A 13,561-nucleotide genomic window follows, 5' to 3' on the forward strand; every position below is an offset into this window, starting at 1 on the left:
GGTAGTCAGGACGAGGACGGTGCCCTCGGGCATTCTCCTTCCTGGCCGCCTCCGGCGAGGTGAATCGGATCGGACCGGGGCAACGCTCGGGTGGTCTACAGCAAGCGGATGAGGAGCAGTGCGATGTCGTCGCTGTGCGGCGCGGACGGTCCGGCGCGCTGGACCAGATGGTCGGCGAGGTCCTCGATGCCGGCGGTGTCGGCTCGGGCCAGTGTGTCGGCGAGGCGGTGGATGGCGTCCTCGAGGTCGACGCCGGGCGCCTCGACGAGTCCGTCGGTGTACAGCGCGAGCACGGCCCCGGGAGGCAGCACGATCTCGGTGGTGGGGTAGTCGGCCGTGGGGTCGAGGCCGAGCAGGAGCCCGGGCTCGAGGGGGAGGACTTCGGTGCGGCCGTCCGGGTGACGCAGGAGGGGCGGTGGATGGCCCGCGGTGGCCAGGCGGGCGTGGTCGCGGACCGTGTCGAGGGCGATGTAGGTGCAGCTGGTGAACAGGCCGGGGTCGAGGTCGGTGAGCAGGCGGTTGGTGCGGGCGAGGACTTCGCCGGGCGGCGCGCCCGCGGTGGCGTGGACGGCGGTGCGGACCTGCCCCATGAGGGTCGCGGCCTGGACGTTGTGGCCCTGTACGTCGCCGATGGCTGCGGCGGCGGTGGTCTCGTCGAGGCGGATGAAGTCGTAGAAGTCGCCGCCGATGCCCGTGCCGCGGCCGGCGGGGAGGTAGCGGGCCGCCACCTCCAGGCCCGGCACGTGGGGCAGGGCGTGGGGCAGCAGTCCGGCCTGGAGGTTGCGGGCGAGGTGGTGCTCGGCGTCGTAGAGATGGGCGCGGTCCAGGGCCTGGGCGATCAGTCCGGCCAGGGCTGTCAGGACGGAGCGTTCCTGCGGTGGGAACGGATGGGGCCGGTCGTAGGCGAGCACCATGGAGCCCACGGGGCGGCCGGTGGTGATCAGCGGAAGAAACGCCCAGGAGGCCATGCCGTCCTGGAGGACGGCCGGCGGGTGGACCCGTTTCAGCTCCGCGAAATCGGCGAAGAAGCACGGGTTGCCGGTGGTCAGGACGTGGACGGCCGGGGTGTCGGAGGTCAGGGGGACGGCGTCGAAGCGCTCCATGAGGTCGGCGCTGTAGCCGCGGTGGCCGACGATCCGCAGCCGTCCCTCCTGCGCGGTCATCAGGACGAGAGCACGGGCCCCGAACGCGGCCAGGACCTGGTCGGCGACCCGGTCCACCACGTCCGACACGCCCACGGCCTCCGTGAGCCCGACGGCCAGGTGCGTCAGGGCGTACAGCGCGGTGGCCCGGCCCGGTTCGGCGGGCGGCGCCGGGTGGACCAGCCGCGGAGGCCGCGAGGTGTGCGTCGGCTCGGCGGGGACGACGCGCACGCTGATGCCGGTGGCGTCCGGGTACAGGTGGAAGGACAGCCAGTGGTCCGGGGGACGCAGACCGGTGAAGGACGTGGCTTCACGGCTGAGCGCCGCGGACCGGTAGCGGTCCTCGGCGACGGGGGTGTCCAGCCAGGGCAGAGCCTCCCAGGGCCGTGCTCCCAGCAGCTCCGAGACCTCGACCCCCAGGAGGTCGGCGGCGGCGAGGGTGATGAAGGTGATCCGCCCGTCCACGTCCAGCGCGCAGCAGCCGCCGGGGAGACGCTCGGCGAAGCCGACCGCGGCCCGTGCCTCTCCCTCTCCGGCGGTACGGACCGGCCGCGGAGACGGCATCAGCGGCTCGGCGCCGGGCCGTACCCGGCGTCCGCTCTCGGCGGCCCGCCGCAGGATCCTGCCCAGGCGGTCGCAGACGTCCTCGATCGCCGCACGCTCCCGCGGGCTCAGGGCCGGCGGGTGCGAGGCGGGCCAGTGCAGCACGAGGCCGCCCCATACGGTCGGTCCCGTCGTGATCGGGGCGGCGGCCAGGGCGAAGGGGTGGGGCAGGACGAGCGCCATCTTGGGGTAGCGGCGCGCCCGTTCCTCCTCGCTGCCGATCCACACCAGCCGGCGCTCCCGCACGGCGTCGGCGACCGGGGTCGACTTGTCCAGGGCCACCGTCGCCCAGGGGACGGCGATCCGCCATGACACCCCGCTCAGCAGCGCCACCTGCATCACGGGTTCGTCCGGCGTCAGCAGATAGACGGCGATGACGCTGGCGCCGCTCTCCACCGCGAAGTCGAGCGCGACCGACTCCATCGCCTGTGGGCCGAGGCCCGCGGCGGAGTCGGCGGTCGCGCCGTCGGTCACCTTCCCCCCTTCCTCCGCGGGGGGACGACCGCTCGCCGCACGCCTCCACCGCGACACCGCTCGGTTCCGACGCCGGTGACCGCGCCGGCGCCCGTCTGCGCCCGAACGGCCCTGGCGTGCCGGACGGCAGAGGCCGCCTGGCGGATCGTCCGGACGGCCGGTACCGGCAGGTGCGGCGCGGCGGCGCTCGGGCCGCCTGTGCGGTCCTCGTCGGACCCTCGTCGTAGCGGGGCCGCCCTCCGGCACCGCCGAATTTCTCCCATATGCGGACAATATGCGCACCGGGCCGTGATGTCACACGGGTGCCGGCAGCGATTGCGTGCCTGTCAGTCCTGCTTTCCGCGCCCGGTGAGCATGTCGCGCAGGCGGTCGACCAGTCCGGCGCCGGGCGCCAGGAGCTTGTTCGCGGGCGGGGTGTCCGGCGCGGCCGGGTGCGGGCGCGTCGGAGCGTGCCGCTTGGCCGAGCGGACCTTCTCGCCGAGCTCGGCCAGGGCGTCGGCGGAGCAGACGTCGGCCAGCATCGGGAAGAGCCGGTTCTCCTCGTCGTCGACATGGGCCGTGACGGAGTTCTTCAGCCGCAGGATCAGCGCGTCGAAACGCGCGTCGCCGGGCTGGCAGCCTTCGAGCTCCTTGAGCATGTGCTCGACCTCGGCGTGGTCGGCGATCTCCTTGTCGGCGAGGTCGTCTCCGCCGTCGACGTACCGGCGCACCGTCGGGTACAGGTGCTCCTCCTCGGCCACCGAGTGCCGGATCAGCTCCATGGTGAGCCGGTCCGCCAGTTCGCGTCGCTGCCGGTCGGCCCCCGGCAGCGCCTCGATCTGCGCGAAGAGCTCGTCCACCTCCCTGTGGTCCGCGGTCAGTTCCTGGATGACGTTCCCGCCGTGTCCCATGTGTTCTCCACTCCTTGACGCTCCGAGGCCGCCGGGCGACCGGCCCCGTCCAGCGCTTCGCCGACGCGGCCGCCCAGCACCGATACCTGCCACGCGGGCACGGACGACCTCACGCGGGTCGGACACTTCACTCCGGTGGCGGACGGCTTCCGGCCTCTCGCGGGAGCGTCTGGCGCAGTGGCCGCCCGCGGCCGGAGCCGTCCGCCCTCGACGGTTCGTCTGCGCGCGGTCTCCTCGCCCTCGACGGCAGCCGTCGCGCGCCGGGGCCCCGGCGCGCGGACCACCCGGCCCACCCTGTTCCCTTGACACGACGCCTTATCGGTAACACTGTATCCAATATGAGTTCCCGGTCTGAGCCACCACCCGATTCCCGGTTCGTCGCGGCCGACACCACCACGCACGGAGGCCAGGAGGCCCGTTCCATGGAGCTCGACTCATGAGCAGTCCGCAGATCATCGACGTCCTGGTCGTCGGTGCGGGTCCCTCGGGCTCCGCCGCGGCGATCGACCTCGTACGCCGGGGACTCGACGTCCGGATCGTCGACCGGTCTCCCCATGCCTTCGACGGCTCGCGCGCCAAGGGCGTGCAACCCCGCAGCCTCGAAGTCCTCGAAGACCTCGGCGCCCTCGACGACGTGCTGGCCGGCGGCAGCGTCTACCCCAGGCTCGGGCTGCACGCGGGCCCCCTCGCCGTGCCGTGGAAGATGTTCCCCCACAAGGAGGCGACCCCGGACGTCCCCTACCCCAACACCTGGCTCATCCCCCAGTTCCGCACGGACCGCGCCCTGCACGCGCGCCTCGGCGAGCTCGGCCGCGAGATCGAGTTCGGCAGGGAGCTGACCGGGCTGACGCAGGACGAGGACACGGTCGTCGCCGAGGTGGCGGGCGCGGACGGCACGGAGAAGATCGTCGCCCGCTACGTGGTGGGCGCCGACGGCGGTTCCAGCGCCGTGCGCAAACAGCTCGGCGTCGGCTTCGCCGGGACGACGCACGAGAGCGACCGGACGCTCGTCGTCGACGCCTCGGTGACCGGTCTGGCCCGCGACCGGTGGCACATGTGGCCCGGCCGGGGCGGCAGGCTCATCGGCGCCTGTCCGCTGCCCGGCAGCGACATGTTCCAGTGGACGATCCGTCTCACGCCGGACGAGGAACCCCCGTCGGGGAAGGACGACATCCTCCGGCGGATCCACGACCACACCCACGACCGGCGCATCCGGCTGCACGACATCCGCTGGACGTCGGTGTTCCGGCCCAACATCCGCCTGGCGGAGAGTTACGGCCGGGGACGCGTCCTCCTCGCCGGTGACGCCGCGCACGTCCACCCCCCGGCCGGCGCCCAGGGCCTCAACACCGGCATCCAGGACGGCTACAACCTCGGCTGGAAGCTCGCCCAGGTGCTCGCCGGAGCGGATGCGGCCCTGCTGGACACCTACGAGGCCGAGCGGCAGCCGATCGCCGCAGGGGTTCTCGGCCTGTCCAGCGAGAAGTGGGACGGCATCGCCAAGCTCGACCCCTCGAGCATGAAGCGGGGCAAGGACGAGCAGCAGCTCGCCTTGACCTACTACGGCGGCCCGCTCGCACCCGCCGACGGCATGCGCACCGGGACGCTGCGTACGGGCGACCGCGCCCCGGACGCCGAGCTGCGCGGCCCCGACGGCGCCGGGACCCGACTCCTCGACGTCCTGCGCGGACCGCACTTCACCGCCGTCGCCTGTGGCCCCGGCGCCGCCCGGGCCCTCGACGGCCTCGTCTGGCCCACGGCGGGCGCCCGGCTGAAGCGGCTCACCGTGGGACCGGCCGGCGCCGTCGGCCCCGCCTTCTCCGACCCCGGGAACACGCTGCGGCGGGCCTACGGCCTGACCGGCGACACGCTGCTGCTGATCCGTCCCGACGGCTACGTCGGGCACATCGCCACCCGGGACTTCCTCACTTCCACGCAGACGGCCGTGCGGGCGATGACGCCGCAGGCAGGGAGCGACCCCATGTCCCGGCGGAGCCGCGTCCACCCCGGCCCGGGAGACGTAGAATGAGCCGCCTGCCGCTGCGCGGCGCGCAGGTCGTCACGACGGCGCCGGACCGGACCGCGGGCCCGCACCGCCTGCCCGGTCAGACGTCGTCGCGCAGGCGGGCGAGCCCGCTGAGAAGCAGGTCGAGGCCGAAGGAGAACTCGTCCTCGATCGGAACGGGCATCGACCCGGCAACGGCGAGGGTCGCCGGGTACAGGTTCGGATCCACGCTGTGGAAGACCGCGGACGGGTCCGCGTCGCCGAGTGGCCCCGCGCCGCCCTGTCCGTCGGCCTGGATGGCGAATCCGAGGACATAGCGGGCCAGCGTCGCGTACGCGTGCGCGGCCACCGGCGGCGGGAAGCCGCTGCCGAGCAGCACCGCGACGCAGTGCTCGCGCAGTGCCATCGCGTTCGGGCCCAGGGGGACCCGCTCGACCATCAGGCGCGCCGCGTTCCGGTGTCCGGCCAGGGCGTCGAACATGGTGTGCGCGACCGTCCGCAGCGCCTGTTCCCAGCCCGTCGCGAGGAGTTCGCCGTCGTTCAGCTGCACGGCGCCCAACATGCGGTCCACGACATGGGCGACCAGCGCCGCCCGGTTGTCGAAGTGCCGGTACAGCGTCGCCGTGCCCGAGCCCAGACGCTGGGCGAGCGTCCGCATCGAGAGGGCGTCGGCGCCCTCCTCGTCCACGATCCGCAGGGCGGTGGCGACGATGCGCTCCAACGGCACCGGCGGCCGTCCCGGAGAACGCCGAGCCGATCGCGCACCCGCTCGCGCAGGGTCGGCTGCTGCCACGGAACGTCCCACCTCCTCGGCCTGCACCTTGACAGCTACACCGTATCCGGAACGAAGGCCCCCGCCCGGGAAACCCCCGCGGCGCGAAGAGGCGCGAGCCGCACGTTCAGTCGCCCGGCGCCCTGCGCGGATACGGGTCGGTGAAGCGCCGGCCGGGGTCGAGCCGGTCGTGCAGTGCGGTGAACTCGCCGAAGCGGGGGCAGACGCCGGCGAGGCTCTGGACCCTGCCCACGTGTCCGCGTCAGCCGCAGTGCCGGCGGGCACGCAGAGCGGCCCAGTGGCGCAGGCGCTCGGTGATCTGGGCTTCGTAACCGTCAGAGGGCAGGGGCCCTGCGAGCCGCGGGCGTCGACCATCCCCGCGTCGACGACGGGACGATCGCCGACCAGGTGCGCGAGCTGATGCCGGACGGCGTCGACGCCGCACTGGAGCTGGTGGGCTGCTCGATCCTCGCCGACACCCTGCGCACCGTCCGCCGGCACGGCACGGTCTGCTTCACCGGTGCCCTGGCGGGCCAGTGGACGAGCCCCGGCTTCACCCCGTTCATGATCCCGGGCGGGGTGCGGCTGACCTCCTACCGCGGCCAGGCCGACGACCTCCCGGCCGACGTCCAGGCCGCGCACGTCGGACCGGGCGCGCTGCCCGACGCCCGGCTTCGGCGTCGCCGTGTTCCATGGGGCGCGTGGCGGACCGTTTCCATGGCCGTGCACCTTTCCGGGTCGGCCCGGCCGCCGGTCGTGGTCAGGATCCCGGACGGCCCGGGGCCCCTGGCGGGCGCGGGTTACCGGACGAAGGTGATCGGGTACTTCGACGCGCCGCCGTCCAGGAGATGGTCGTCGCGGCCCTTCAGGAACCGGTCGAAGAAGGAGGCCACCAGCGCCCGGTTCGCCGCCACCGCCCGGCGCGAGTCGACCGTCCCCACCGCCGCGGCCAGCGTCGCGGCCGGCACCCGGCCGGCCAGCTGCGGCAGCAGCGCCTCGGCATCGGTGAACGACGCGTGCGCGGAGTCGTCCAGCGTGACATCGGCCTTCCAGCCGCGCTGGTGCTGCCAGAACGACGCCCATGACGGCTCGCGGTGCACGTCGCTGCCGTCGGCCGCGGAGCTGCTGCCCATCAGCAGGAACGGCCGGTCCAGCCCGTGCAGCGCGACCTCGCTCAGGTTGCTGCCGTCGGGCTTGACGGAGTACTCCAGGGTGCCGTCCATGTTGACGCCGGCCTTGATCCGCGGATCGCCGTACATCACGTTCGCCGCCGTGAACCCGCCGCCGGAGTGCCCGAGCATGCCGATCCGGTTCAGGTCCATGACGCCGGTCAGCCGGTGCGGCAGGCTCGCCAGCCGGTCGAGCACGAGCTCGGTGTCGGCCACGCGTGCGCCCATCAGCTTCGTGAAGAACGCCAGGGTCGTGCCGTTCTCGAACGCCTGGGTCCAGGCCGCCGTCAGCGGCCCGTTGCCGACCAGGTGACCGTCCGGGAACTGCACCGCCGGCGCCTCCCCGGTGTGGTCGACGGTGACCACCACGAAGCCGCGCGAAGCGAGGTCCTCGACCAGCGACACGTTCCAGTCCCGCGGGTCCCCGGCGCCGGGCGAGTACAGGACGACCGGGAAACGGCCCGGCGCCGCCTCGGCGTCCTTCACCGAGTGCGTCCCGGTCGCGGCCCAGTCCACCAGACCCGCGGGCAGCTCATCGCCCTCCTCGACCGCCGCACCGACCGCCGCGGCCACCGCCGGCGGGAACTGCTTCGTGAACGGCCGGCCCCCGGTGTGCGCCGCCGGATAGAAGACGCTGATCATCAGCTCGCGGTAGGACCTGTCGGGCGCCCACGGGTCCGCCCGCTCGTCGTCGACGAGCCGGAAGACCGACTCACCGGTGGCATGGCGGCCGCGGGGCGCGGGGAGCGTGAGCGTCCGCCCCTTCGCGGGGTCCGACGACACGGACGGCTCGGGCGCGGCGTGCGAGGAGGGGCCGGCCGAAGCCGGGAGCGCGGTCGAGACGGCGAGACCGGCGACGACGACCCCGACCAGAGAAACGGCGACGAGACGAGAGCTGCGCATGGGAGGTTCCTTCAGGTGCGGCGCTGCGGTGTGCGGACCCGTCGACCTTCGCAACGCACTCCCCCGTGCGCCATCGTGCTGCCAGGCGTTTCACCCCTGGGGAAAGCCGTACCGCCACAGGGCGAAACCGCTTCCGGCCGACCGCGCCCGTCCGGCCGGAAGCGGTTTCGCCTCCGACCGGGGCGCGGATCCCATGTCGCGCGCACTCCACGGGACCGCGCGTCCACGGCGCGCCTCGAAGGATCTTTCCTGAACGATCGCATCGCGCCAGGGAGCCAAAAGTGACGCAAACTCGTGTACGCCTTTCGCGAATAATCTGACACAAAGCGACATCAACGCGACCGAGCGTCCCCGCGTGCACCCCCGACGCCACCGTGTTTACCAGTCATTTCAGCGGACGGCCCACCCCTTGCGCCCCACCGGACACAAATCGGAATTACTAATTCCAGCGAATCCACCGCGCCGCGCGGCAACGTCCCAACAGGTTACGGTCAATTGCAGCCAACATGGCCCGCAGCCCTACCACTGTCCGGGTCCCATGTCTTAGATTCGGCGCAGGAATTCGATCACGGCTGACGGTTTTCACCAGGAGCTTTGCCGACCGAAGTCGATCACCGGGAGCAGAATGGAATCCTTCTGTAACGCCGAACGCAGCCTGGCCGAAGCACTTCAGGAAGCGGCCAGGAGAGGAACCCTCAGAGGGACACGGATTCATGTCGGCCGACGAGAACACGTCTATAATCTGGGGCAGCCCGACGCGCACGTCTATCTCGTCGAGAGCGGCCAGATCAAAACACTGACGCACACCCGCGACGGCAAACAGTGCCTGCTGTCCATACACGGACCCGGTGACGTGTTCGGAGAGTCCAGCGTACTGGCCGCCAACCGCACCGAAACCGCACAGGCCATGCAGGTCACGGTCTTGATCCAGGTCCGCGTCGCGCAGATCGTGAACGACTGCGACCCGCCGCTGCGCGAGGCGTTGATCCGACACATGGCCAACCGCCTGCTGGAGCAGCAGCAGGTAATTGCGAATTTGGTGACGATGGACAGCGAACACCGGCTGGCGGCACTTCTGGTGAACCTCGGGAAAAAATTCGGGAGCCGCAGGGCCCAGACCGCACTGATTCGCGACCGAATAACCCAGGAGGAGCTGGCGGAAATGGTCGGGACGACTCGTTCCCGCGTCGGTTACTTCCTCAAGAGGTTTTCCGTGGCCGGTGTGGTGCATCGCACCGAGGACGCGCATCTATGCATTCACATAGCCGAGTTGACGGACTATCTGGAGAATTCCTCGCTGTCCGCCGGCCTATAGGAGCCGCACACCGGCGCGGGGTATCCCGGAACACTTCGCGGTGGCGCCCCACCGGCGCCACCTGGATCCGGGGCCTCCTCCCGCACCGCTTTCTCCATGCGGCGCACCATTTCCTCCAGCAAGCGCTGGGACGTGCCGAAGTTGAGCCGGATGAAGCCCTCGCTCCCGTACTCCCGGCCGTCACTGAGGGCGACCTTCCCCCGGGTGAGGAAGAACCCCGCGAGGTCGCCGCTGCCCAGCCGGTCCGCCAGCCGCCGGCCGTCGAGCCACGCCAGGTAGCTCGCCTCGGGCGGCACCAGCACCAGGTCGGGACCGAAGGACTCGAACAGCTCGACGAGCATGCGCGAGCTGCCGTGAAGATAGTGACGTACCGTGCGCAGCCAGGGATCGCCCCGGGTGAAGGCGGCCTCGCTCGCGCTCACGCCCAGGATGCCGACGCCGTCCCGTTCCCTGGGCCGCATCTCCATGAGCCGCTCGTGGTCCCGGGGCCGGCCGGCCACCGCCATCGCGCACTTCAGACCGGACAGGTTCCAGCCCTTGCTCGCCGAGGCGGCCGTCACCGTGGCCACCCGGGCCGCCTCGGGCAGCGAGCCGAGCGGCACATGCCGGCGCCCCGGGTGGGCGAGCGGGGCGTGCACCTCGTCGGAGATCACCGCGACGTCGAACTCGGCCGCCAGCGCCAGCACCTCGCGCAGCTCCTGGACGGTCAGGACGCGCCCGGTGGGATTGTGCGGATTGCACAGGAAGTACGCGGCGGCCCCGGACCGGAAGGAGCGGGCCAGCCCCTCCAGGTCGAGCCGCCAACGGCCCCCTCGCAGCCGCATCGGCTGGGCGACCACCTGGCGGCCGGCCGCGGAGATGGCCTCGAAGTAGGGCGGGTAGGCCGGCACGTCGACCACGACGCCGTCGCCCGGCTCGGTGAACCGCTCCAGCGCCACTTCCATCACCCGCATGGTGTCCGGGAACAGCACCACGTTCCGCGGTTCCACGCGCCAGCCGTGATGCGCCCACGCCCAGGCCGCGAACGCCCGCTGCACGCAGGCGTCGGTGGTGTAGGCGTAGGCGTAGCCGAGATCGCCGCCCTCGACGAGGTGCGCGCGGACGGCGTCGATCACCGGTTCGGCGACGGGGAAGTCCATCTCGGCGATGAAGGCCGGGAGGATGTCGGGCGGGTAGCGCCGCCACTTCTCGCTGCGCCGCGTGGACAGCGAGGCCGCGCGCAGCCCGTCGAACCGGTGGAGAAGCTCCTGCTGTGCCTGTACCTGCGACAACGACTCCTCCTGCGTCGGTTGGACGGGGCCCTCGGATGCGCCGTGGCCGCCCGGCGCAGCGGGCGGCGGACGACGCGGGTTCACCAGGTGACGGGCAGTTCCCTGACTCCGTGGATGCCGAACAGGTGATGCCAGAACGGGACGTCGGCGGCGGGGACGGCGAGTCGCAGGGCGGGCAGCCGGGTGAACAGCCGCGCCAGGGTGACCTGGAGCTCGACCCGGGCCAGGGACTGGCCGGGGCACTGGTGGGGGCCGTGGCCGAAGGCCAGGTGGCCGCGGGCGGTGCGGGTGACGTCGAAGCGGTCGGGGCCGGGGAAGACGTCGGCGTCCCGGTTGGCGGACGCCAGCTGGCACACCACGCCCTCCCCCGCGCGTACCGTCTCGTCACCGATGGCGACGTCCTCGGTCGCGATCCGGTTCATGCCGATCTGCATGGCCGTCTGATGCCTCAGCAGTTCGTCCACGGCGCCCGGGAGCAGTGCCGGGTCGGCGCGCAGGGCGGCCAGCTGCTCCGGGTTCTCCAGCAGCAGCATGGCGCCGGTGCCGATCATGGTCGCGGTGGTGTGGTGGCCGGCCGCGAGCAGCAGCCAGGCGATGACGGCGACCTCCCCGCGGTCCAGCAGTCCGGGAGCCACCTGGTCGACCAGCAGCCGGCTGATGAGGTCGTCGCCGGGCTGCTTCTCCTTGGCCGCCACCACCCCTTCGAGATGGTGGAGGATGTCGTCCTTGGCCCGCTGCGTCTCCTGCGGACCGCTGCGGCCGTTGATGAGGACCCGGGTGCGGGACTCGAACAGCGGGCTGTCCTCGGGCGGCACCCCGAGCAGCTCGCACACGACGGTGGACGGCACGGGGTAGGCGAGCGCCTCCATCAGGTCCAGCGGGCCGCCCGTCTCCTCCATCAGGTCCAGGCGCGCGTCGACGATCTGCTCGATCCGGGGCCGCAGTTCCTCGGCCCGCCGGCCGGTGAAGTCCCGGGCCAGCATCCGGCGGTAGCGCAGGTGCTCGGCGCCGTCGAGCCGGGGGAAGGTGCCCTGCAGGACCTGGGGCACGGGCCGGGGGAACATCCGGGGGAAGTCCGGGTGGGAGCTGTCGGCGCTGAAGCGCGGGTCGTCCAGCACGGCCCGTACGTCCCGGTGCCGGGTGACCAGGCGCGCCTGCTGTCCGCTGGGCAGGGTGACCCGGGCGAACGGGTCCTCGGCCTGGAGCCGGCGGTACGCGGGAGGCGGGTCGAAGGGACAGCCCGGCGCCTTTTCCTGCGGGAACACGGGAGGTTCGGCCTCGGGGTCCGGCAGCGGCCCGGTGGTCTCGGTCGTGTCCGTCATAGGAAGCCCTTCCTCGTCGCCCCGCGCGTCCGCACCCGGCACGGGCCCCGACGCTATGTCCCGGCGCCGCCCCGGTTCTGTTCACTTCTGAGCATCGGCGGGCTCGAACGGCCCGGTTCAGACCTGCGGATGGGCCAGGACGACCGCCGAGTTGATGCCGCCGAACCCGAATCCGTTCGACAGCACGAACCCGCCGCGCGCCCGCCTCGGCTCGTCGCCGGTGAAGCGCAGGCTCGCGTCGACGGGTTCGCGCCGCCCCGGATCGGGGTGCACGAAGCCGCCCCGCAGCTGCACCACGGCGGCCACGGCCTCGACCACGCCGGCCGCGCTGAGGCAGTGGCCGGTGAGGGACTTGGTGGCGTTGACCCAGGGCCCGTCGTCGCCCGTTCCGAAGACCTTGCGCAGGGCGTCGGCCTCGGTCCGGTCGCCCAGCGGCGATCCGGTGCCGTGGGTGCTGACCCAGCCGACGTCGGACGCGCTCACGCCCGCCTGCGCCAGCGCGCCCTCCATGGCCCGGACCTCGCCGTCCACGGACGGGTCGGCCAGATGGTTGCCGTCCAGGACGACGGCGGCGCCCACGAGCCCGGCCAGCGACCGCGCGCCGCGCAGGCGGGCCGACGCGACGGTCTCCAGGACCATGCAGGCCGCCGCCTGCCCGGGATGGAAACCGCGGTGGCCGGCGTCGAACGGCGCCGGCGGGCGCACGGGTGCGCCGTGCGCCGGGGCCATCGCGCCGAGGGTGAGGTAGCCGCGCGTCTGCAGCTGGGACAGCGGGGTCATGGCTCCCACGACGAGACACACGTCGGCCGCCCCGGCGGCGAGCATCCGGGCGCCGTGCGCGAGGGCCAGGTTGCCGCTCGCCGAGGCGCCGCCGACCGTGCAGCCCTCCCCGCGCACGCCCAGGACGCGGCTGAGCGTGGCGACGTGATCGGTGTCCTGGTGATGCAGGGCGTAACGCGCGGGCAGGTAGACCGGGTTGCGCTCCGCGCGGGTCCGGCCGTCCTCGGTGACCCGCTCCGTGAGGTTGTTCCCGGCCACCACGACGCCGATGCGCTCGGGCGGCGGCGCCGTGCGGTCGAGCCCGGCCTCCAGCCACGCCTGGAGGGCGGCGACGACGGCCGCGCACACCGGCGCCGGCGCCCGCAGCGCGGTCCGCCGCGCCGCGGTCCGCAGGTCTTCCGGCAGACCGGGCAGCGCGTCCAGGGCCCGCTTGGGGACGTCCTCCGAAGCCAGCTCGGCCGTGAACGCGGGCCAGGACACGCCCGGCCGGTCCGCGTCGGCGGGGGGCGCCGGCGCGGTGAGGGCGCAGCGTCCCGCGCGCAGCGCGACGCTCAGGTCTCCGGGGTCGGCCGCGACGGCGCCGAGCACACCGAGCCCGGTCACCACCACCGCGCGCCCGTCCGCGACGGGTCCGCTCACAGCTGCTTGCGCATGATCGCGGCCAGGGTGCCGAGGTCCATCCCCTGGTGGAACTCGTGCACGGGCACCGCGATGCCCAGCTCCTCCATGGCCAGGGTGACGATCTCGGCCCGGTCGATGCTGTTGCAGCCCAGGTCGGACAGGGTCCGGTCGGGCGTGAACAGGGCCGGTTCGACCTCCGGCACGATCTCCAGGGTGGTGCGGCGCAACACCGCCAGGACCCGTTCCTCGGCGCTGTCCGTGCCGGGAACGCTCTCGGCCGATCCGTTCACTGGG

At 72.8% G+C, this 13,561-nt stretch carries 11 protein-coding genes and 1 pseudogene; 3 read left to right on the forward strand and 9 right to left on the reverse strand.

Annotated features, from left to right (window positions below; all coding sequences use genetic code 11):
* Positions 1-95: 95 nt before the first annotated feature.
* Positions 96-2,168, reverse strand: coding sequence for a SpoIIE family protein phosphatase (locus Sri02f_RS19125; RefSeq protein ID WP_109002574.1), 2,073 nt, complete (start codon positions 2,166-2,168; stop codon positions 96-98).
* 377 nt (positions 2,169-2,545) lie between these two features.
* Positions 2,546-3,109: a hemerythrin domain-containing protein gene (locus tag Sri02f_RS19130; protein WP_109002533.1), complete on the reverse strand. Its 564-nt coding sequence runs from the start codon at positions 3,107-3,109 to the stop codon at positions 2,546-2,548.
* A gap of 436 nt (positions 3,110-3,545) precedes the next feature.
* On the opposite strand from Sri02f_RS19130, the gene Sri02f_RS19135 reads away from it, so the two are divergent.
* Positions 3,546-5,138, forward strand: a complete 1,593-nt coding sequence (locus tag Sri02f_RS19135) for an FAD-dependent oxidoreductase (RefSeq protein ID WP_109002534.1) — start codon at positions 3,546-3,548, stop codon at positions 5,136-5,138.
* Positions 5,139-5,214: 76 nt separating this feature from the next.
* Here the strand turns inward: Sri02f_RS19135 and Sri02f_RS19140 are convergent, their stop codons facing one another.
* Positions 5,215-5,841: a TetR/AcrR family transcriptional regulator gene (locus Sri02f_RS19140; RefSeq protein ID WP_109002535.1), complete on the reverse strand. Its 627-nt coding sequence runs from the start codon at positions 5,839-5,841 to the stop codon at positions 5,215-5,217.
* Positions 5,842-6,013: 172 nt separating this feature from the next.
* Positions 6,014-6,139 (reverse strand): hypothetical protein, encoded by a 126-nt coding sequence (locus tag Sri02f_RS43645; protein ID WP_281261894.1) that lies wholly within the window; start codon positions 6,137-6,139, stop codon positions 6,014-6,016.
* 86 nt (positions 6,140-6,225) lie between these two features.
* Between Sri02f_RS43645 and Sri02f_RS42920 the strand changes: the two are divergent.
* A pseudogene (locus Sri02f_RS42920) lies at positions 6,226-6,522 on the forward strand (NADPH:quinone reductase); the annotation flags it as partial.
* A gap of 164 nt (positions 6,523-6,686) precedes the next feature.
* Here Sri02f_RS42920 and Sri02f_RS19150 read toward each other — a convergent pair.
* Entirely contained in the window at positions 6,687-7,958 is a 1,272-nt protein-coding gene (locus tag Sri02f_RS19150) for an alpha/beta hydrolase family protein (RefSeq protein WP_109002536.1), read from the reverse strand.
* Positions 7,959-8,583: 625 nt separating this feature from the next.
* On the opposite strand from Sri02f_RS19150, the gene Sri02f_RS19155 reads away from it, so the two are divergent.
* Positions 8,584-9,273 (forward strand): Crp/Fnr family transcriptional regulator, encoded by a 690-nt coding sequence (locus Sri02f_RS19155; protein WP_109002537.1) that lies wholly within the window; start codon positions 8,584-8,586, stop codon positions 9,271-9,273.
* Here the strand turns inward: Sri02f_RS19155 and Sri02f_RS19160 are convergent.
* The 4 genes from Sri02f_RS19160 to Sri02f_RS19175 all read right to left on the reverse strand — a co-directional run bounded on the left by Sri02f_RS19160 (position 9,237) and on the right by Sri02f_RS19175 (position 13,557).
* The gene (locus tag Sri02f_RS19160; protein WP_109002538.1) at positions 9,237-10,544 is read right to left on the reverse strand and encodes a MalY/PatB family protein; all 1,308 of its coding nucleotides are present in this window, start codon (positions 10,542-10,544) and stop codon (positions 9,237-9,239) included. The genes Sri02f_RS19155 and Sri02f_RS19160 overlap by 37 nt on opposite strands.
* An 80-nt stretch (positions 10,545-10,624) precedes the next feature.
* On the reverse strand, positions 10,625-11,866 hold the full coding sequence (locus Sri02f_RS19165; RefSeq protein WP_109002539.1) for a cytochrome P450: 1,242 nt from the start codon (positions 11,864-11,866) through the stop codon (positions 10,625-10,627).
* 117 nt (positions 11,867-11,983) lie between these two features.
* The gene (locus Sri02f_RS19170; protein ID WP_218029885.1) at positions 11,984-13,285 is read right to left on the reverse strand and encodes a beta-ketoacyl synthase N-terminal-like domain-containing protein; all 1,302 of its coding nucleotides are present in this window, start codon (positions 13,283-13,285) and stop codon (positions 11,984-11,986) included.
* On the reverse strand, positions 13,282-13,557 hold the full coding sequence (locus Sri02f_RS19175) for a phosphopantetheine-binding protein (protein ID WP_109002540.1): 276 nt from the start codon (positions 13,555-13,557) through the stop codon (positions 13,282-13,284). Before Sri02f_RS19175 ends, Sri02f_RS19170 begins: the two co-directional genes overlap by 4 nt.
* Between the last annotated feature and the right edge of the window lie 4 nt (positions 13,558-13,561).

Source organism: Streptomyces rishiriensis, assembly GCF_003112535.1.
Classification (GTDB): domain Bacteria; phylum Actinomycetota; class Actinomycetes; order Streptomycetales; family Streptomycetaceae; genus Streptomyces; species Streptomyces rishiriensis.

Excerpts from the sequence above, each read along its gene's own strand:
- Sri02f_RS19155 (WP_109002537.1), top strand. The coding sequence starts at position 8,584 with ATGGAATCCTTCTGTAACGCCGAACGCAGCCTGGCCGAAGCACTTCAG.
- Sri02f_RS19130 (WP_109002533.1), bottom strand. The coding sequence starts at position 3,109 with ATGGGACACGGCGGGAACGTCATCCAGGAACTGACCGCGGACCACAGG.
- Sri02f_RS19165 (WP_109002539.1), bottom strand. The coding sequence starts at position 11,866 with ATGACGGACACGACCGAGACCACCGGGCCGCTGCCGGACCCCGAGGCC.
- Sri02f_RS19125 (WP_109002574.1), bottom strand. The coding sequence starts at position 2,168 with ATGGAGTCGGTCGCGCTCGACTTCGCGGTGGAGAGCGGCGCCAGCGTC.
- Sri02f_RS19135 (WP_109002534.1), top strand. The coding sequence starts at position 3,546 with ATGAGCAGTCCGCAGATCATCGACGTCCTGGTCGTCGGTGCGGGTCCC.
- Sri02f_RS19150 (WP_109002536.1), bottom strand. The coding sequence starts at position 7,958 with ATGCGCAGCTCTCGTCTCGTCGCCGTTTCTCTGGTCGGGGTCGTCGTC.